This is a genomic window from Xylophilus rhododendri (assembly GCF_009906855.1).
GTDB classification, from domain to species: domain Bacteria; phylum Pseudomonadota; class Gammaproteobacteria; order Burkholderiales; family Burkholderiaceae_C; genus Xylophilus; species Xylophilus rhododendri.
In genome coordinates, this window is sequence record NZ_CP047650.1 from 179,854 (window position 1) to 199,130 (window position 19,277).

The 19,277-nt window shown below is 68.7% G+C and carries 13 protein-coding genes and 1 pseudogene; 7 read left to right on the top strand and 7 right to left on the bottom strand.

Translation table 11 applies throughout. From position 1 onward, the window contains the following. Positions 1-343: 343 nt before the first annotated feature. The gene (gene purL, locus GT347_RS00890) at positions 344-4,366 is read right to left on the bottom strand and encodes a phosphoribosylformylglycinamidine synthase (RefSeq protein WP_160550189.1); all 4,023 of its coding nucleotides are present in this window, start codon (positions 4,364-4,366) and stop codon (positions 344-346) included. A gap of 186 nt (positions 4,367-4,552) precedes the next feature. Here purL and map point away from each other — a divergent pair, with 186 nt between their 5' ends. The 3 genes from map to GT347_RS00905 all read left to right on the top strand — a co-directional run bounded on the left by map (position 4,553) and on the right by GT347_RS00905 (position 8,144). Next, a complete protein-coding gene (gene map / locus GT347_RS00895; protein WP_160550190.1) occupies positions 4,553-5,377 on the top strand; it encodes a type I methionyl aminopeptidase in 825 nt (274 codons plus the stop codon). A 107-nt stretch (positions 5,378-5,484) separates the two neighbouring features. After that, positions 5,485-6,738: a hypothetical protein gene (locus GT347_RS00900; RefSeq protein WP_160550191.1), complete on the top strand. Its 1,254-nt coding sequence runs from the start codon at positions 5,485-5,487 to the stop codon at positions 6,736-6,738. Positions 6,739-6,962: 224 nt separating this feature from the next. After that, positions 6,963-8,144, top strand: coding sequence for a hypothetical protein (locus tag GT347_RS00905; protein ID WP_160550192.1), 1,182 nt, complete (start codon positions 6,963-6,965; stop codon positions 8,142-8,144). Positions 8,145-8,219: 75 nt separating this feature from the next. Here the strand turns inward: GT347_RS00905 and GT347_RS00910 are convergent, their stop codons facing one another. Continuing rightward, positions 8,220-8,903, bottom strand: a complete 684-nt coding sequence (locus tag GT347_RS00910) for a GntR family transcriptional regulator (protein ID WP_160550193.1) — start codon at positions 8,901-8,903, stop codon at positions 8,220-8,222. Between the two features lie 83 nt (positions 8,904-8,986). On the opposite strand from GT347_RS00910, the gene GT347_RS00915 reads away from it, so the two are divergent. From GT347_RS00915 to GT347_RS00930, 4 genes are all read left to right on the top strand, one after another. Continuing rightward, positions 8,987-9,955: a Bug family tripartite tricarboxylate transporter substrate binding protein gene (locus tag GT347_RS00915; protein ID WP_160550194.1), complete on the top strand. Its 969-nt coding sequence runs from the start codon at positions 8,987-8,989 to the stop codon at positions 9,953-9,955. 47 nt (positions 9,956-10,002) lie between these two features. Next, positions 10,003-10,695 carry an RraA family protein gene (locus GT347_RS00920; protein ID WP_160550195.1) on the top strand — a complete coding sequence of 231 codons (693 nt, stop codon included), beginning with the start codon at positions 10,003-10,005 and terminating at the stop codon, positions 10,693-10,695. Between the two features lie 33 nt (positions 10,696-10,728). Then, positions 10,729-11,760, top strand: coding sequence for a methionine synthase (locus GT347_RS00925; RefSeq protein ID WP_160550196.1), 1,032 nt, complete (start codon positions 10,729-10,731; stop codon positions 11,758-11,760). A gap of 116 nt (positions 11,761-11,876) precedes the next feature. Continuing rightward, on the top strand, positions 11,877-14,567 hold the full coding sequence (locus GT347_RS00930; RefSeq protein ID WP_160550197.1) for a [protein-PII] uridylyltransferase: 2,691 nt from the start codon (positions 11,877-11,879) through the stop codon (positions 14,565-14,567). Positions 14,568-14,570: 3 nt separating this feature from the next. On the opposite strand, the gene GT347_RS00935 is transcribed toward GT347_RS00930, so the two are convergent. From GT347_RS00935 to GT347_RS00955, 5 genes and pseudogenes are all read right to left on the bottom strand, one after another. Continuing rightward, entirely contained in the window at positions 14,571-15,227 is a 657-nt protein-coding gene (locus GT347_RS00935; protein ID WP_160550198.1) for a hypothetical protein, read from the bottom strand. Then, a complete protein-coding gene (locus GT347_RS00940) occupies positions 15,185-15,496 on the bottom strand; it encodes a hypothetical protein (RefSeq protein ID WP_160550199.1) in 312 nt (103 codons plus the stop codon). The genes GT347_RS00935 and GT347_RS00940 overlap by 43 nt, the downstream gene beginning before the upstream one ends. Before the next feature lie 9 nt (positions 15,497-15,505). Beyond that, on the bottom strand, positions 15,506-16,561 hold the full coding sequence (locus GT347_RS00945; RefSeq protein WP_160550200.1) for an amino acid ABC transporter permease: 1,056 nt from the start codon (positions 16,559-16,561) through the stop codon (positions 15,506-15,508). Continuing rightward, positions 16,558-17,535 (bottom strand): ABC transporter permease subunit, encoded by a 978-nt coding sequence (locus tag GT347_RS00950; protein WP_160550201.1) that lies wholly within the window; start codon positions 17,533-17,535, stop codon positions 16,558-16,560. Before GT347_RS00950 ends, GT347_RS00945 begins: the two co-directional genes overlap by 4 nt. Positions 17,536-18,226: 691 nt before the next feature. After that, a pseudogene (locus GT347_RS00955) lies at positions 18,227-19,260 on the bottom strand (amino acid ABC transporter substrate-binding protein). Positions 19,261-19,277: the final 17 nt, after the last annotated feature.

A 19,277-nucleotide genomic window follows, 5' to 3' on the forward strand; every position in this document is an offset into this window, starting at 1 on the left:
ACGTGGCGAAGGGCGGGTATTCATCAACCAGCGGCCGAGCGCAGCGACGGCCCGTTGCGCTGCGAAGCAGCCGCTGCCCCCGCTCCCGGGTCCCGTCTGCGGGTGAGTGAGGAGCGCAGCAAAAGCGGATCAGGGCCATGACCTGTTTGAGCGAAGCGAGTTGTCGTGGACCCCGCTTTTGCGAGCACCGCAGCGTGCCCCCTCCGCAGGAGGGGGACTCCCGCAGCCGGGTCGCCTTTCTTTGCTTACTTTCTTTGGCGAAGCAAAGAAAGTGAGCGCGGTCTGGGGCGCGCAGCCCCAGCTCCGCCCTCCGCAGGAGAACAGCAAAGAAGCAAAAAGCGCCTCACCCCACAAACCGCCGAGCGTTATGCCAAAGGTGCATCCAGGGACTGAACCCACCCACATCCCCCCCCGTCCAGCTCATCTGCACATTCCGGAACACCCGCTCAGGATGCGGCATCAGCGCAGTGAACCGCCCATCCGGCGTAGTCACACCAGTCAGACCACCAGCACTGCCGTTGGGGTTGAACGGGTACTGCTCAGTCGCCTGCCCGGTGTGGTCCACATACCGCATGGCAGGCAGCACCTGAGCCGCATCCCCCCGGTGCGCGAAATTCGCATACCCCTCGCCATGCGCGACAGCAATCGGCAGCCGCCACCCCTCCATCCCCTGCAGGAAGATGCTGGGCGACTTCAAGACTTCGACCATCGCCAGCCGAGCCTCGAAGCGCTCGCTCTGGTTCGTCGTGAACCGCGGCCAGGCCGAAGCCCCCGGAATGATGTCCGCCAGCTCGGCGAACATCTGGCAGCCATTGCAGATGCCCAGCCCGAAGGTATCGCCACGCCCGAAGAAGGCCGCGAACTGCGCCGCCAGCTCAGGATGGAAGGTGATGCTGCGCGCCCAGCCGATGCCGGCGCCCAGCGTGTCGCCATAACTGAAGCCGCCACAGGCGACCACCCCCTTGAAATCGGGCAGACGGGCGCGGCCGGACATCAGGTCGGTCATGTGCACATCCACCGCCTCGAAGCCGGCGGTGTCGAAGGCATAGGCCATCTCCACATGCGAGTTCACGCCCTGCTCGCGCAGGATGGCCACCCGCGGACGGGCCTGGCCAACAAGAGCCGGCGCCTGCGGCAGCTTCGAAGCCTCGGCGGGCACGGACCAGTGCAGCCCGGTGTCCTCGGGCACGCCGGCCGCCGCATGCTCGCTGTCCGCGCAGGCCGGGTTGTCGCGCTCGCGGTTGATCTTCCAGCTGACGCTGTCCCACACCTGGTGCAGGTCGAACAGGCTGGCGCTGAACACCGCCTTGGTGTCGCGCCAGATTTCCAGCTTGCCCTTGCCGACTTCCATCGAGGAGCTGGCCGGCCGGGTCTTGCCGACGAAATGGCTGTGCTTGGAGAGGCCGAAGGAGCGCAGGGTCTGCATGACCTCATTGCGCTCCGAGGTGCGCACCTGCAACAGCACGCCCAGCTCCTCGTTGAACAAGGCCTTGAGCGTGAGTTCCTCGCGCCGCGCCGACACCTGCTGCGACCAGTTCTTGGCATCGCCGTACTCGGCGCGGCTGTCGCTGATGCCGTCGCCTTCGGTGACCAGCATGTCCACGTTCAGCGCCACGCCCACATGGCCGGCGAAGGCCATCTCGGCGGCCGCGGCGAACAGGCCGCCGTCGCTGCGGTCGTGGTAGGCCAGGATGCGGCCCTGGGCGCGCAGGGTGTTGACGGCGTCGACCAGGCGGACCAGGTCCTGCGCGTCGTCCAGATCCGGCACCAGGTCGCCCGACTGGCCCAGCACCTGCGACAGGATGGAGCCGGCCATGCGGTGCTGGCCCTTGCCCAGGTCGATCAGGACGAGGGTGGTGTCTTCCGTGGTGGCGTCGAGCTGCGGCGTGAGTGTGCCGCGCACGTCGGCGAGCGTGGCGAAGGCGGTGACGATCAGGCTGACCGGCGAGCTGACCTTGCGGGCCTCGCCGGCCTCATCCTTCCACTGGGTGCGCATGGACAGGGAATCCTTGCCCACCGGGATCGAGATGCCCAGCGCCGGGCACAGCTCCAGGCCCACGGCCTTGACGGTGGCGTAGAGCGCGGCGTCCTCGCCCGGCTCGCCGCAGGCGGCCATCCAGTTGGCCGAGAGCTTGACCCGGGGCAGCTCGATCGGCGCCGACAGCAGGTTGGTGATGGCCTCGGCCACCGCCATGCGGCCGGAAGCCGGCGCATCGAGTGCTGCCAGCGGCGTGCGTTCGCCCATGCTCATGGCTTCGCCGGCGAAACCGGCGTAGTCGGCCAGCGTGACCGCGCAATCGGCCACCGGCACCTGCCAGGGGCCGACCATCTGGTCGCGGTGGGTGAGGCCGCCCACGGTGCGGTCGCCGATGGTGATCAGGAAACGCTTGGAGGCGACCGTGGGATGCGAGAGCACCGCGATGGCCGACTGCTGCAGGTCCACGCCGGTCAGCTCCAGCGGCTGGAACCGGCGGGCCACCGTCTTCACGTCGCGGTGCATCTTGGGCGGCTTGCCCAGCAGCACGTTCATCGGCATGTCGACCGGCGGCGCCTCGGCGGCGGCTGCATCGGCCAGCACCAGCTGGCGCTCCTCGGTGGCCACGCCGACCACGGCGAAGGGGCAGCGCTCGCGTTCGCAGAAGGCCTTGAACTGTTCGAGGGATTCGGGGGCGATGGCCAGGACGTAGCGCTCCTGGCTTTCGTTGCACCAGATCTCCTTGGGCGCCAGGCCGGACTCTTCCAGCGGCACGTCGCGCAGGCCGAAGCGGGCGCCGCGGCCGGCGTCGTTGGTCAGCTCGGGGAAGGCGTTCGACAGCCCGCCCGCGCCCACGTCGTGGATCGCCAGGATGGGGTTGGCATCGCCCAGCATCCAGCAATGGTTGATGACTTCCTGCGCGCGCCGTTCGATCTCGGGATTGCCGCGCTGCACCGAGTCGAAATCGAGTTCGGCCGCATTGGCGCCGGTGGCCATGGAGCTGGCTGCGCTGCCGCCCATGCCGATGCGCATGCCGGGGCCGCCGAGCTGGATCAGCAGGGAGCCGGCGGGGAATTCGATCTTCTTGGTCAGGCCGGCATCGATGCTGCCCAGGCCGCCGGCGATCATGATGGGCTTGTGGTAGCCGCGGCGGAGGGTGTCCGCATCGCTGGCGATGGTCTGCTCGTATTCGCGGAAATAGCCCAGCAGGTTGGGCCGGCCGAATTCGTTGTTGAAGGCGGCGCCGCCGAGCGGGCCCTCGGTCATGATCTGCAGCGGGCTGGCGATGTGTTCGGGCTTGCCGTAGGCGTCGGCCTCCTCGGGCCAGAGCTTCGATACGGTGAAGCCGGTCAGGCCGGCCTTGGGCTTGCTGCCGCGGCCGGTGGCGCCTTCGTCGCGGATCTCGCCGCCGGCACCGGTGGAGGCACCGGGGAAGGGCGAGATGGCGGTCGGGTGGTTGTGCGTCTCGACCTTCATCAGCACATGCTGCAGCGACTGGCGGCGCTCGTACGCGGGCGCGGCGTCCGTCGCCTGGTCGGCCTTGCTGCTGGCCACGAACAGCTCGCGCTCCTGGCCTTCCATCACCGAGGCGTTGTCCGAATACGCGATCACCGTGTGCTGCGGGCTGGTGCGGTGGGTGTGGCGGATCATGCCGAAGAGGCTGTGGTCCTGCGGCTGGCCGTCGATGGTGAACTCGGCGTTGAAGATCTTGTGGCGGCAGTGTTCGCTGTTGGCCTGGGCGAACATCATCAGCTCGACGTCGGTCGGGTTGCGGCCCAGGCGGGTGAAGTTCTCCACCAGGTAGTCGATCTCGTCGCTGGCCAGGGCCAGGCCGAACTGGGTGTTGGCCTGCTCCAGCGCGGCGCGGCCGCCGGCCAGCAGGTCGACCTGCTCCATCGGCGCGGCGGGCAGCTCGGTGAACAGGCCTTTGGCGGCGGCTTCGCGGTCGAAGACCACCGATTCGGTCATGCGGTCATGCAGCAGCGCGGCCACGGCCTGCTGCTGTGCGGCATCCAGCGAGGCGCTGCCCAGCAGCGGCGCCTTCAGGGCGATGCGGTATTCGACCAGGCGCTCCACCCGGCGCACGGCCAGGCCGCAGTTGTGGGCGATGTCGGTGGCCTTGGAGGCCCAGGGCGAGACCGTGCCGAAGCGCGGCGACACCACCACACGCACACCCTCCGCCGTGCCCGTGTAGGGCTCGCCGTAGGTCAGCAGCGCGGCCAGGCGTTCGGTCTCGGTCGCATCCGGCGCCGCATCGGTGGCCACCAGGTGCACGAAACGCGCGGAGATGCCGGTGATGCGGGGATGGATGGCCTGGAGCAGCGGCAGGAGCTGGCGGGCGCGGAAGTCGCTGACGGCGTTGCCGCCTTCGAAGATGATGTGCTGGGTCACGGTAGGGATCGCTGTGGGGATCACGACAAAGATCGCCGGGGCGGTCTTGCGGTCTTGGAAGAGGGCTCTACACCGGCCGGTCCGCTGACTGGGGACAGGTCGAAGGCGCGGAATTTTACCCTCAGCCGCAGTAGCCCCATGGGCAGCGTCCCGGCGGCGTCCGCGCCCGGATGGGATAATTCGGTGATGAGCATCACCATCAAGAGCCGCGAGCAGATCGAGGCCATGCGCACCGCCTGCCGCCTGGCATCCGAGGTCCTGGACTACCTCACGCCCCACATCCAGGTCGGCGTGACCACCAAGGAAATCGACCGGTTGGCCGCGGAATACATGCGCGGGCAGGGCACCGTCTCGGCCACCATCGGCTACGCACCCCCGGGCTATCCGCCCTACCCCGGCCATCTCTGCACCTCGCTCAACAACGTGGTCTGCCACGGCATCCCGAACGAGAAGCCGCTGAAGAAGGGCGACATCATGAATGTCGACGTCACCGTCATCACCCAGGACGGCTGGTACGGCGACAACAGCCGCATGTACCTGCTGGGCGAATGCACCAGCCAGGCCAAACGGCTGGTGCAGGTCACCTACGAGGCCATGTGGCTGGGCATCCAGCAGGTGCGCCCGGGCGCGCGGCTGGGCGACATCGGCGCGGCCATCCAGAAGTTCGCCGAGGGCAAGGGCTATACGGTGGTGCGCGAGTTCTGCGGCCACGGCATCGGCCAGAAGTTCCACGAAGAGCCCCAGGTGCTGCACTACGGCCGCCCGGGCACGCTGGAGGAACTCAAGCCCGGCATGACCTTCACCATCGAGCCGATGATCAACGCCGGCCGGCGCGAGATCAAGGAATCCGGCAACGACGGCTGGACCATCGTCACCAAGGACCGCAGCCTGTCGGCCCAGTGGGAGCACACGGTGCTGGTCACCGAGACCGGCTACGAGGTGCTGACCCTGTCGGCCGGCAGCCTGGCGCCGCCGGACTTCATCACCAGCCCGCAGGCCGCCACGGCCTGATCCTGCCGGCCGCGCCGCTTCGCGCTGCGGCTCGGGTTTGCGTGTGGATGCGGCTGGCCGGCGCGGCCACGGCGCTGGAATGGCTCCTTTTTTGAGAGGAGCCATCGATGTTCATCCCCGACACCTCGGCCTGCGCGGCCGCCACCCGCCAGGCAGGGCACCAGGCGCAGGACCAGCGCGGGACCAGGGACGACCCGGCGCCGACCACCGCATACCGCGACGAGACCCTGGCGCCGCTCACCGGGCCGACCCTGCCGGCCACGGGCCTGGACGTCCGCGCGGTACCCCGCACCTGCATCAGCCATCTGCCCCTGGCGCGCAACGCCGGGCCGCTGCACGCCTTGTGGCATTGCCCGCAAGGCGGCCCGTTCAGCGAACAGGCCGAACGCCTGGGCATCCGGGCCATCACCGGCTTCGTGCGCCAGCACATCACCGGCGCCGGCCTCACGATGAAGCCGCAACAGGCTTTCGGGCTCATCGAAACCCTGGGCAAGGAGACGGCCTCGCACCAGTTCCAGGATCTGCTGGACGCCCTGAAGCCGCATGCGATGGTGGCGCTCCAGGAGTACCTGGAGCACTGGGAACCCGGCCACCGTCCCCCTTTCGACAACCTCGGCGTGCGCTTTGCCTGTGCACGCATCCTGTCGCGGCTGCCGGTGCTGCGGCCCGATCAGGTGCGGGAATGGACTGCCGCCTGCCAGCCGGTGTGGGGCCGCACGCCCTGGGCCATCGCCCTGTTCGACGACGTGGGGGCGGAAACCGGCATGAACATGCTGGTGCCGGTGCTACTGGCCGCCGGCCAGGCAGCCACGGAGCTGCAGCAGCAGATGCTGTCATGGGTGGCGGAGGGCATACGCCGCAACACCGACCGTTTTCCCGGCCGCCTCGGCCCGGGCGGGCCCGCCAAGCTCATCCGCATCGTCGCCCGCGTGATGCCCGGCGACGGGGGCAACGCGGTGTTCGGCGAGCTGATGCGGATCTGGGGCGTCCGCCTGCCGCCCTATCTGCTCAGCAAGCCCGAGCGGCGCCATGAGGACCTGGCGCAGATCACCCTCGCGGTGAACAAGCTCGACGACACCGCGGACCCGGCCGACAACTGCATCGTCGCGCTCGACGGGCTGCCCCTGCCGGTGGTGCAGGCCGTCGCCAGCGAGGCGATATCGAGGTTCAACCAGCGCCGCCACGGCAAGCAGCTGACATTCATCCTGAACGCCAAGGATGCCGGCATGCTGGGCCGCCAGGCGATCGAGCAGCTCGCGCGGCAATACAAGCTGCCCAGCTTCCACCTGCACGATCGCGGGCTGGCCTATCTGCTTCCGGCGCCCCGTCCGGCTTCGAATCCGGCTTCCGACAAGACCTGAGCACCGGTGCACGCCGCGCCCGGTTCGCGCGAGGCGAGCAGGGTTCGGATGCACGGCGACCGGGCCCGCGCCGCCGCCCGTCGAATGCCTGCTTTTGCAAGGAGAGCAGGATGTTCGTTTCCAATTCGACGACCCAAACAAGCCACACGACACCCGGGCTGGAGCCTGCCGCCGAAGGCAAGACCGCCTCAACTCCGTCCGCAGTACCGCCATCACCGGGCGCAATGCATCCGGTTCTGGCCGGCCTGCTGGCACAGCCGCAGCCCGGCGCACTCTGCCCCCTGCCCCGCCTGCACATCGGCGATCTGCCCCGGTCCGCTGTGGCAAGCCGCATCGAAAAACTCTGGCACCTGCGCGATGGCCGGACCTTCCGCGACGAAGCCCGGCATTTCTCGGTGCCCCGGCTGGTGAGCTTCATCGAGGAGCAGATCGACGGCATGGAACTCACCATGGCGCTGGAGCAGTCCCTGGGCCTGATCCAGGTGTTCGGCAGGCGCAGCACCTCGGACGCGCATTTTTGCGAGCTGCTGCGCGTGCTGGCGCCGCATGCGATCCCGGCATTGAGCCGCTACCAGCCCGATCAGTCCGCGACGGACCTCCATTGCATGCACGAAGCCAATGCACGCATCCTCATCCGGCTGCCCGAACTGCCGCCGGAGCTGTCGCAGGCATGGCGCACCGCCTGCGCGCCGGTCTGGCGCCGCATCCGCTGGGCCGAGCGCCTGTTCGACAGCGCCAGCTCCGATCAACCGATCTATCTCGAAACCCTGGAGCGGGTGCTGCAAGCGGTGCAGCGTGCGCAGCCGGAGCTGGCCCAGGAGATGCTCTGCCACATCGCAGCCGGCATGCGATGCCAGCCTGCCGACCCGCTGCCGCCGGAAGGCAAGACCATGCACCACAGCCGGCTCATGCGTTTCATCGCCGGCCTGCCGTCCTGCGCCGGCGCCAACGAGGTGCTGCGCGAGCTGATGCGGCTGTCCGGCCACGGCGCTGACACCGACTGGCTGAGCGACCCCGCGCGCCGGGAAGACGACCTGACCGGCATCGCGGCGGCCTTCACCAGGATCATCCCGCGGGACATGAGCACGGACGAGTCCGACAGCTCGCAGGACTCGCTCGAACCCGGCGAACTGCAGGACCCGGCCGATGGCCGGTGCCGCGGACAGAGCGGGGGCAGCTACGTGGTCCACCTCGAGGGCATGCCGCTGAACGTGGTGCGCAGGGCCGCGTCGCAGGCGATGTCGCAGTTCGACCAGCGCTCCCAGGGACAAAAGCTGGTGTTCGTGCTGGGCGAGGGCCACGGCCGCCCGGAGCGCGCCGCGATCCGCCGGCTGGCGAGGCGAAACGCCCTGCAGCAATACCGCGAACAGCGGCAGCTGCTGAAGTTCGTACGCAAGCCGAGTTGAAGCCTTCTCGTGATGCGCCAGGCCACCCGGGTCTGCTCCATCGAGCGCCGTGTGATCGAAGCCAGACGGCCCCCGTCAGCGCCGGCCGCCGGCAGGCGCCAGCAGCAGGTCGGCGAAGGCGCGGCCCTTGGCCACGATGTGTTCACGCATGGCCTGGGCGGCCCGCTCGGCGTCGCTGGCCAGCACGGCGGCCACGACCGCCTCGTGATCGGCGGCGGACGACAGCAGCCGGCCCGGCTGGTCGCGCACCTTGCGCCTGAAGGCGGCCAGCCGCAGGCGCAGTTGCTGCACCTGCTCGACCACCACCGAGTTGCCGCAACCCTCGTACAGGGCGGTGTGAAAGGCCTGGTTGGCGGCCTCGAAACCGGCGCGGTCGCCCTTGCGGGCCGACGCACGCGTCGCGGCGCACCAGTGTTCCAGCCCCTCGCGCTGCGCCGGGTCCATGCGCTGCGCGCACAGGCGCGCCACCACCCCTTCGAGCTCGGACAGCGCCTCCAGCATGCCCACCAGCTCGGCCGCCTCAGGCGCATGCACATGGATGCCCGAGCGCGGAACGATGCGCACCAGGTGCTGCGCCGACAGCGTCAGCAGCGCTTCGCGCACCGGTGTGCGCGACACGCCGAAGCGGTCGGCCAGCAGCTTCTCGTCCACCGGGTCGCCGGGCATCAGCGCGCCGGCCTCGATGTCCTCCAACAGGGCGGCGCGGATGCGGTCGGGCTGGCTGGCGTTCGGGTCGTCGCGGGTTTTTTCTATTTGCATATCAAATCTTGTCGTTGGTATATTAGTTTGGAGTTTTGATATTTCAATAGGGTGCAAAGCCCATCATAAGAAAGAGACAAGGCATGAACTGGAAAACCGGCGCGATCGCGCTCGGCCTGGCCGCACTCGGCTGCATGGCCCAGGCACAGACCTCCTTCCCCGAACGGCCGGTGACCATGATCGTGCCGGTGCCGCCCGGCGGCATCCTGGACACGGTGGCGCGCATGGTGACGCCCTCCATGACGCAGACCCTGGGCCAGCCGGTGGTGATCGACAACCGCGCCGGCGCCGGCGGCAACATCGCCGCCAGCGCGGTGGCGCGCGCCGCGCCGGACGGCTACACCCTGCTGGTGGGCTATTCGATGTTCCATGTGGGCAATCCTTCCATGTACGCCAACTTGACATGGGACCCGCTGCGCGACTTCGCCCCGGTCGGCATGCTGGTGGTGTCGCCGCATGTGGTGGCGGTGAACCCGGCCACGCCCTTCAAGACGCTGCGCGAGCTGGTGGACTATGCCCGCGCCAACCCCGGCAAGCTCAACTACGCCACCTCGGGTACCGGCTCGGTGCCGCATGTGGGCATGGAGCTGTTCAAGCAGCAGAACCATATCGACATCGTGCATGTGCCCTACAAGGGCGCGGCGCCGGCCCTGCAGGACGTGATCGCCGGCAATGTGCAGATGACGGTGGCCACGCCGCCCTCGCTGATGGGCTTCGTGCAGGCGGGCAAGGTGCGCGCCCTGGCTGTCGCCGCCAAGAACCGCCTGCCGCAGATGCCCGATGTGCCGACCACCGCCGAGGCCGGCTTTCCCGGCTTCGAGCTGGAAGCCTGGGTAGCCCTGTTCGCGCCGCGCGGCACGCCGCCCGCCGTCGTCGAGCGGCTCACCGCCGCGGCCAGGACCGCGCTGGCCTCGCCGCAGGTGAAGAAGTCCGCCGAAACCGCCGGCGTGGAGATCCGCTACATGGCGCCGGCCGAGCTGGACGCGGTGGTGCGCCACGACGTGCAGTACTGGTCCAAGGTCATCAAGACCGCCAACATCCGCGCCGAGTGAACCGGCACGGCCCTTCTTTCGCAACCCCACCGCACCCACGCCCCGCCATGACCGACACCACCCCATCCCCCGACGACGCTGGCTTCGTCGCACGCGCCCTGCAACTCGACTGCGCCGCCCTCAGCGACGCGCTGGACCGCGCCGGCATCGTCGGCCAGTGCTACGGCATTTCCGCACGCGACGGCGGCTTCCGCATGGCCGGCCACGCCTACACCGTGCTCTACCGGCCGGCGGCGCACGACGAGCAAGGCTTCGTCGGCGACTTCATCGACGACGTGCCGCCCGGCAGCGTCATCACCATCGACAACCGGGGCCGCGACGACATGGGCACCTGGGGCAACATCCTCACCGAGATGGCGCACTTCCGGCAGATGGCCGGCACGGTGATCGACGGCATCAACCGCGACGTGGCGCTGTGCCGCGAGCTGAACTACCCGATTTACAGCCGCGGCCACTGGATGCGCACCGGCAAGGGCCGCATCCAGCTGGCCGGCCTGCAGGTGCCGGTGCAGATCGGCGGGGTGAACGTGCACCCCGGCGACCTGCTGCGTGGCGACGCGGACGGCGTGGTGGCCATCCCGCGTGCCGCGCGCGAACAGGTGCTGGCCTATGCCGAGGAGATCACCGCCAAGGAGAACGCCATCCGCGCCGGCATCCGCGACGGGCTGCGCATGGACGAGGCGCGCCGCCTGCACCACTACCACCACCTGCAAAGCCCGGCCTACGGCAAGGCGGCCTGAGGCGACACCATGCAAGACCAGGAAAGCACACCGATGCCACGCCCCCTCTTCAGCTCCACCATCGCCGGCAGCCTGCCCAAGCCCGCCTGGCTGGCCGAATCCCACCGCCTCTGGCCGGCCTGGAAGGCCGAAGGCGAGGCCCTGGCCGAAGCCAAGGCCGACGCCACCCTGCTCTGGATCAAGGCGCAGGAGGACGCCGGCCTCGACGTGATCGGCGACGGCGAGCAGTCGCGCCAGCATTTCGTGCACGGCTTCCTGGAGCAGGTCGAGGGCATCGACTTCGAGCACAAGGTGAAGATGGGCATCCGCAACAACCGCTACGACGCCATGGTGCCGCAGGTGATCGCGCCGCTGCGGCTGAAGGGGCGTGTGCACCGCACCGAGGCCCGCCTGCTGCGGGCCCACACCACGCGCCGCATCAAGTTCACCCTGCCGGGGCCGATGACCATCGTCGACACGGTGGCAGACAGCCACTACGGCGACCGGGTGGAAATGGCCATGGCCTTCGCCGACCTGCTCAACCAGGAAGCGCTGGCGCTGCAGGACGACGGCGTGGACATCATCCAGTTCGACGAGCCGGCCTTCAACGTCTACCTGCAGGAGGCGGCCGACTGGGGCGTGCGGGCACTGGAGCGCGCCGCGCGCGGGCTGCACTGCACCACCGCCGTGCACATCTGCTACGGCTACGGCATCCAGGCCAATGTGGACTGGAAGGCCACGCTGGGCGAGGAGTGGCGGCAGTACGAACAGATCTTCCCGGCCCTGGCGCGCAGCAGCATCGACCAGGTCAGCCTGGAATGCTTCCACTCGCATGTGCCGCCCGAGCTGATGCGCCTGCTCGAAGGCAAGGACGTGATGGTCGGCGTGATCGATGTCGCCAGCGACCAGATCGAGACGCCTGAGCAGGTGGCCGACACCATCGGCCAGGCCCTGGCCTATGTGCCGCGCGAACGGCTGCTGCCCTGCACCAACTGCGGCCTGGCGCCGATGGACCGCGAGGTGGCGCTGAAAAAGCTGCAGGCCCTGGCGGCCGGCGCGGCGCTGGCCCGCAAGCGCTACGCTTAGACAGGCCACAAGCCCCCTGCGCCGGGCGGGGCCGCGGTAGTTTGCGAAAATGGCCGATCGGGCGGCCGTCCTGCTGAGGCGGGGCGGTCCGCCGGCCTTTCTGCACTACCCATCCCATGCCCGACGTCCTACCCGCGGTTTCCTCGCCTGTCGTCCCGGTCCCGGCCGCCCTGCCCGGCCTGCCGGCCCTGCGGGATGCCTACCGCCGCGACAAGGCCGCATTGCTGCAGCCGGCCGCCCTGGGCAGCGCCTTGCGCGGCACCCAGCCGCTGCTGCGCAGGCTGGCGGTGCTGGCCGACGAGCTGCTCGGCGCACTCTGGCGCGAGGCCGCCATGCCACCCGGCTTCGCCCTGCTGGCGGTCGGCGGCTTCGGCCGCGGCGAGCTGTTCCCGGCATCCGACATCGACGTGCTGCTGCTCTGCCCGGACCACACCAACTGCCAGGCCGACCCCGGCGCGCGCCAGAAGATCGAGACCTTCATCGGCGCCTGCTGGGACGCCGGCCTGGAGATCGGCTCCAGCGTGCGCACCACCGAGGAATGCGTGGCCGAGGCGATCCGCGACATCACCGTGCAGACCGCCCTGCTGGAATCGCGCCGCATCACCGGCGATGCCCGCCTGTTCCACAAGTTCCGCCGCGCCTTCCGCGAGGCCCTGGATCCGCACGCCTTCTTCACCGCCAAGATGCTGGAGATGCGCCAGCGCCACCACAAGTACGAGGACACGCCCTACGCCCTGGAGCCCAACTGCAAGGAATCGCCCGGCGGCCTGCGCGACCTGCAGACCATCCTCTGGGTGGCGCGTGCCGCCGGCTACGGCGAGAACTGGGACGCCCTGGCCCACAACGGCCTGGCCACCGCCCTGGAAATCACCCACATCAAACGCAACGAGGCCCTGCTCAACCTGATCCGCATGCGGCTGCACCTGATCGCCCGCCGCCGCGAGGACCGCCTGGTCTTCGACCTGCAGACCGCCGTCGCCGAATCCTTCGGCTACCGCTCGCAGGCCAGCGACGGCTCGCGCCTGGCCATGCGCGCCAGCGAGGCCCTGATGCGCCGCTACTACTGGGCCGCCAAGGCCGTGATGCAGCTCAGCCAGATCCTGCTGCTCAACATCGGCGAGCGGCTCAACCCGAGCAGCCATGCCTTGAAGCCGATCAACGAACGCTTCTTCGACAAGGGCGGCATGGTCGAGGTGGCCAGCGACGACCTCTACCTGCGCGAACCCCACGCCATCCTGGAGACCTTCCTGGTGTACGAGGGCCTGGAAGGCCTGCGCGGCCTGTCGGCACGCACGCTGCGGGCGCTCTACAACGCACGCAACGTGATGGATGCGTCCTTCCGCCGCGACCCGGCCAACCGCAAGACCTTTCTGCGCATCCTGCAGCAGCCCAAGGGCCTGACCCATGCGGTGCGGCTGATGAACGACACCTCGGTGCTCGGCCGCTACCTGCGTGTGTTCCGCAACATCGTCGGGCAGATGCAGCACGACCTGTTCCACGTCTACACGGTGGACCAGCACATCCTGATGGTGCTGCGCAACATGCGCCGCTTCTTCCTGCCCGAGCATGCGCACGAATACCCCTTCTGCTCGCAGCTGGCCGCCGGCTGGGACAAGCCTTGGGTGCTGTACGTGGCCGCCCTCTTCCACGACATCGCCAAGGGCCGCGGCGGCGACCATTCCGAGCTGGGCGCGCGCGACGTGCGTGTGTTCTGCAGCGAGCACGGCATCTCGGAGGAAGACACGAAGCTGATCCAGTTCCTGGTGGCCGAGCACCTGTCGATGAGCCACACCGCGCAGAAGGCCGACCTGAGCGACCCGGACGTCATCAGCGCCTTCGCCGCGCGGGTGGGCAACGAGCGCTACCTCACCGCCCTCTACCTGCTCACCGTGGCCGACATCCGCGGCACCAGCCCCAAGGTGTGGAACGCCTGGAAGGGCAAGCTGCTGGAAGACCTCTACCGCTACACCCTGCGCACCCTGGGCGGCCGCGCGCCGGACCCGGACGCCGAGGTCGAATCCCGCAAGCGCGAGGCGCAGGTGATGCTGGCCCTGCATGCCGAACCCTTCGAAGGCCAGCGCAAGCTGTGGGACACGCTGGACGTCAGCTACTTCATGCGCCACGACGCCGGCGACATCGCCTGGCATGCGCGCCAGCTCTCGCGCCATGTGGTCGAAAGCACCCGCTCCGGTGCCGCCGCCAGGCCCGCCGACGCCGCGGCGCCGGCCGAACGCACCATCGTGCGCGCCCGCCTGTCGCCGCTGGGCGAAGGGCTGCAGGTGCTGGTCTACACACCCGATGCGGCCGATCTCTTCGCCCGCATCTGCGGCTTCTTCGACCAATCGAGCTTCAGCATCCTGGACGCCAAGGTGCACACCGCCACCAACGGCTATGCGCTGGACACCTTCCAGGTCGTCGCCTCCGACATGCAGGACCACTACCGCGAACTGGTCACCATGGTCGAGACCGAACTCGCCCTGGCCCTGCAGAACGCCGGCCCGCTGCCCGCCGCCGCGCGCGGCCGGGTGTCGCGCCGGGTGCGCAGCTTCCCGGTGCAGCCGCGGGTCGACCTGCGGCCCGACGACCGCGGCCAGCGCTGGCTGCTGACCGTCTCGGCCAGCGACCGCATCGGCCTGCTCTACTCCATCGCCCGGGTGCTGGCGCAGCACAAGCTGAACCTGCAGTTCGCCAAGGTCACCACCCTGGGCGAACGGGTGGAAGACACCTTCCTGCTCGAAGGCGGCACGCTGCGCGGCAGCCGGGCGCAGATCGAGATCGAGAAGGAGCTGCTGGCCGCGCTGGCGTAGATCTCAAAGCCCGGCGCGCGCCCTTGCCAGTTCCGGCACACGGAAATAACCCAGCACACAGCCTGGGTTGAGCAAGGCGATCTGCACGTGCGAGTTGGCAAAGATGGCCGAGGTGGGAGCCACCGCCTCACCCTGGGGAAATGCGCCCCGGATGGCATCGGGTGCAGGCAAGCCCTGATCCGTGTACATCTGGTGCAGGTACTTGAAGACCTGCCGGTCGAGGCCGCGCAGGATGACATCGGTGTCCTGCGACGCGCTCTTGCGGTTCTGCTTCAGGCGCACACCCGACAGTTTCAGGGCCTCGTAGGCCGTGCGGAATGCGCCGATTCCATCCTGCGTGGATACATCCAAGGTGGCGGTGAGCTTGAGAACGGCGCCGACCACCGAAGGGTCGTGGATGGGACGCTGCGTGAACTTGCGGTGCGGCTGGTCCGCCGACGCCTGCGCGAACATCAACGCGCGCCGCCAGTCGTCCTGGAAAAAGTAGACGCCGGGGCCGAGCCAGTCGTAGGGGTTATCGCTGGGCTGCAGGGCCAACAACTGGCCGGTGACCAGTGCATCCTCCGTCGAGCGGTCGCAACCGTGATAGGCCACGACCAGTTGGCCGCTGCCGTGATTCACGTCTTCCTGGCGACCGGCTTGTCCTGCCTGGCGATGCACGGCTTGCCCGCCTCGTGGCCACGCGCTTTCGGCGCCTGCGTCAGGCCAGCACGTCTGGCGATGTCCAGCGCCTGGGTCTTGCTCGTGACCTGGCGAAGTAGGCCACCTGGCAGCGAGCGGCCGATGCCCTTGCGCGGCAGGCTGCGCGCAGCGATGTCATTGGCAGGCAAATCCACGCCGACCACCAGGAGCCGACCGTCTGCAGTACGCACGACCTGGTTGCTCCACTGGGAGCCGTCATGCTTGGACTTGTGCTTGCTTGCGGTCATCGCGCAATCTTATCCAAGGACTGCCTGGGGAGCCAGCCGCCCCTCCAGCCAACGGCCATAGCGCGCCAGCCCGTAGCACAGCACCCAGTACAGCAGGCCGATGAAGAGATAGCCTTCGAGATAGAAGGCCCGCCACACCGGGTCGCCGCCGAGCGCCAGCCCGAGTGCGCCGGTCAGCTCGAACAGGCCGACCACGGTCACCAGCGAGGTGTCCTTCAGGGTGCCGACCACCACGTTGACGATGGCCGGCACCGTCAGCCGCAGCGCCTGCGGCAGCACGATGTTCAGCTGCACCGACCAGCGCGAAAAGCCCAGCGCCATCGCCGCATCGACCTGCCCGCGTGGCACCGCCTGCAGGCCGCCGCGGATCACCTCGGCCAGGTAGGCGGCGACGAACAGCACCAGGCCGATCAGCACCCGCATCAGCACATCGGGCCGCCAGCCGCTGGGCCACAGCAAGGGCAGCAGGAACGACGCGGTGAACAGCACCGAGATCAGCGGCACGCCGCGCACCAGCTCCACATAGGTCGCCGCCAGGGTGCGTGCCACCGGCAGCCGCGAACGCCGGCCCAGCGCCAGCAGCAGGGCCAGCGGAAAGGCCAGGGCCAGGCCCGCCACGGCCAGGCCGATGGTCAGCGGCAGGCCGCCCCACTGCGCGGTCGGCACCGGCGGCAGGCCGAGCACGCCGCCATGCATCAGCACGCCGCCCACCGCCACGGCCAGCAGCCAGGCCAGGGCCAGCCAGGGTTTCCAGGCGCGCGGCCAGGCGCTGAGCAGGGTGACGGCGGCCAGCAGCGTGGCCGCGATGGCCGGGCGCCACTGGCCTTCGTAGGGATAGCGGCCGAAGACGATGGGCCGCCACTTCTCCGCCACCACGCCCCAGCAGGCGCCGCGCGCGGCCCGGCAGGCCTCGGCATCGGCGCGGAACACGGCATCGGCCACGCCCCAGCGCAGCAGGTGCCACAGCGCCCAGGCGGCCAGCAGCGCGAGCAGCACGGTGGCGGCGGTCCGCAGCGGGCCGCCGAACAGGTCCCTGCGCCAGTCCACGCGCGTCATGTTCCTCATGCCCAGCCCCGCAGCGCCGTGCGGCGGTTGTAGAGGTTCATGGCCAGCGAGATCAGCAGCGACAGCGCCAGGTACACCGCCATCACCACCGCGATGCACTCGAAGGCCCGCCCGGTCGCATTGCTCGAGGTGTTGGCCACCGACACCAGCTCCGGATAGCCGATGGCCACCGCCAGCGAGGAGTTCTTCACCAGGCTCAGCAACTGGCTGGTGAGCGCCGGCACGATCAGGCGCAGGGCCTGGGGCAGCACCACCAGGCGCATCACCTGCGAAGATTCAAGGCCTAGCGCACGGGCGGCCAGTGTCTGGCCGGCGCTGACCGATTCGATGCCGGCTCGCACGATCTCGGCCACGAAGGAGGCGGTGTAGAGGCCCAGGGCCAGGGTGATGGCCAGGTATTCGGGCGTGAGCGAGGCGCCGCCGCTCACGCCGAAAAGCGTGCGTTCGGGCCATTCCAGCGTCCAGCCGCTGTCGCCATGCACCGGCCAGGGTACGGTCAGCCCCGCCTTGCCGAGCGACACGCCGGGCAGGATCTGCACCGCGTTCTCGGCGTCCGGCAGCAGATGCGTCAGCGCGAAGTACAGGAGCAGCAGCTGCACCAGCAGCGGCACGTTGCGCAGTGCCTGCACATAGACCGAGGCCAGGCCGCGCACCAGCACATGGGGCACCAGGCGGGCGATGCCGAGCAGCGTGCCCAGCGCCACGGCGATCACGATGGCCGGGACCGCCGCCCGGACCGTGTTGGCCAGGCCGGCCAGGAAAGCCTTCCAGAAGGGCTGGGTGGCGTCGAAGGGCAGCCAGCCTTCCGAGATCTCGAAGCCGGCTGCGTCGGGCAGGAAATCGAAGCCCGAATGCACGCCGCGGGCCTGCAGGTTGGTCAGGGCCTGGTGCACCAGTGCCCAGGCTGCGGCGGCGACGGCGGCCAGGATCGCGGCCTGCCAGAGGACGGGGGCCAGTCTGCGTGGAGTTGTCATGGGGCTGGATCATGACTCAGATGCTGGTTTCTACTGCTACTGGGGCATACGGGGAGGTGCGGGGCTGGCTGACCTGCCTTCGGCTTATCTCCTTCTTCTACTCCGTAGGAGGGTGGAGGTGGGGCTGGCGTCGCCCCACACCCCCGGTAACTTTCTTTCCATCGAAAGAAAGTCACCAAAGAAAGATTCGAACGCGGGATCGGGGACGGGCTTTCGCCCGGGGCGGGCCATTGTTTCGCTGCGCTTCACTCGGCTCTCCGGATGGCGATTTCGTCTCAGCAACGATTGCAAAAGCTCGAGGATCGGGCCGCCCACTCGCCAAAAGCTTCACGCTCTGCCGTCCGACTAGTTTGATCAAGCGCTGCGTCCAGATCCGGAAAACCGCCAGTGCGCCAAAACAAGCGCCTTACCAACCTATCCAGGGCGTGAAGCTTTTGGCGAACGAGCGGCCCGAACCTCGAGCATTCGTTCCGGTTGCTGAGCCCACTACGCCATGCCGAGAGCCGAGTGGAGCGCAGCGGAACAAAGGCCCGACCCGGGCGAAAGCCCGTCCCCGATCCCGCGTTAAATTTTTCTTTGGTGACTTTCTTTCAATGGAAAGAAAGTTACCGGGGGTGTGGGGCGACGCGAGCCCCACCTCCACCCTCGGTAGGAGTAGAAGAAACAACCAAGCCGAAGGCAGAAAACCCAATCACCGCACCGGCAGCGCGTACATCACCCCCCCTTGGTTCCAAAGCCGATTAGCCCCCGCGGCAGCTTCAACTCCGACTTGGACCCCACGTTGCGCTCGAAGATCTCGCCGTAGTTGCCCACAGCCTTGATCGCCTTGTAAGACCAGTCCTTGGACAGCCCCAGCAGCTTGCCCATGTCGTCGCCGGTGCCCAGCAGGCGCATCTGGCCGGGGTCCTTGCTGCTGGTCTTCAGGCTGTCGATATTGGCCTGGGTGATACCGACCTCCTCAGCTTCGATGAGTGCGTTGGGCACCCACTTGACGATGGCGAACCACTCGTCGTCGCCCCGGCGCACCAGCGGCGCCAGCGGTTCCTTGGAGATGAGTTCCGGCAGCACCACATAGTCCTCGGGGTTGGGCGCTTCCTTGTTGCGCAGGGCGGCGAGCGCCGAGGCGTCCGTGGTGAAGGCCTGGCAGCGGCCGGCGAAGAAGGCCTTGTACGAGGCCTCGAAACTCTCGAAGACCAGGGTCTTGACGGGAATGTTCTGCGCCCGCGACCAGTCGGCCACGTTCTTCTCGTTGGTGGTGCCCGACTGGGTGCACACGGTGGCGCCCTTCAGCTGCTTGGCGCTGTTCACCTTGAACTTCTTGGCGACCAGGAAACCCTGGCCGTCGTAGTAGGTGATGGTGGTGAAGTGAAAGCCCAGCGAGGCATCGCGAGTCAGGTTCCATGTGGTGTTGCGGGCCAGGATGTCCACCTCGCCGGCCTGCAGCGAGGCGAAGCGCTGCTGCGAATTGAGCGGCACGAACTCCACCTTCTCGGCATCGCCCAGCACGGCGGCTGCGACGGCGCGGCAGGTGTCGGCATCCAGGCCCGACCAGTGGCCCTTGCCGTCGGGTGCGGAGAAACCGGCCAGGCCGGTGGTGACACCGCACTTGACGCTGCCGCGCTGCTTGACGGCATCCAGCGTCTTGCCGGCGAAGGACGGTGCGGAGAAAGTGGCGGCGGCCACCGCCAGGCCGAGGGCGCAGGCGAGTGTTGTGCGATGGGTCATGGGCTGCAGCAGGACGT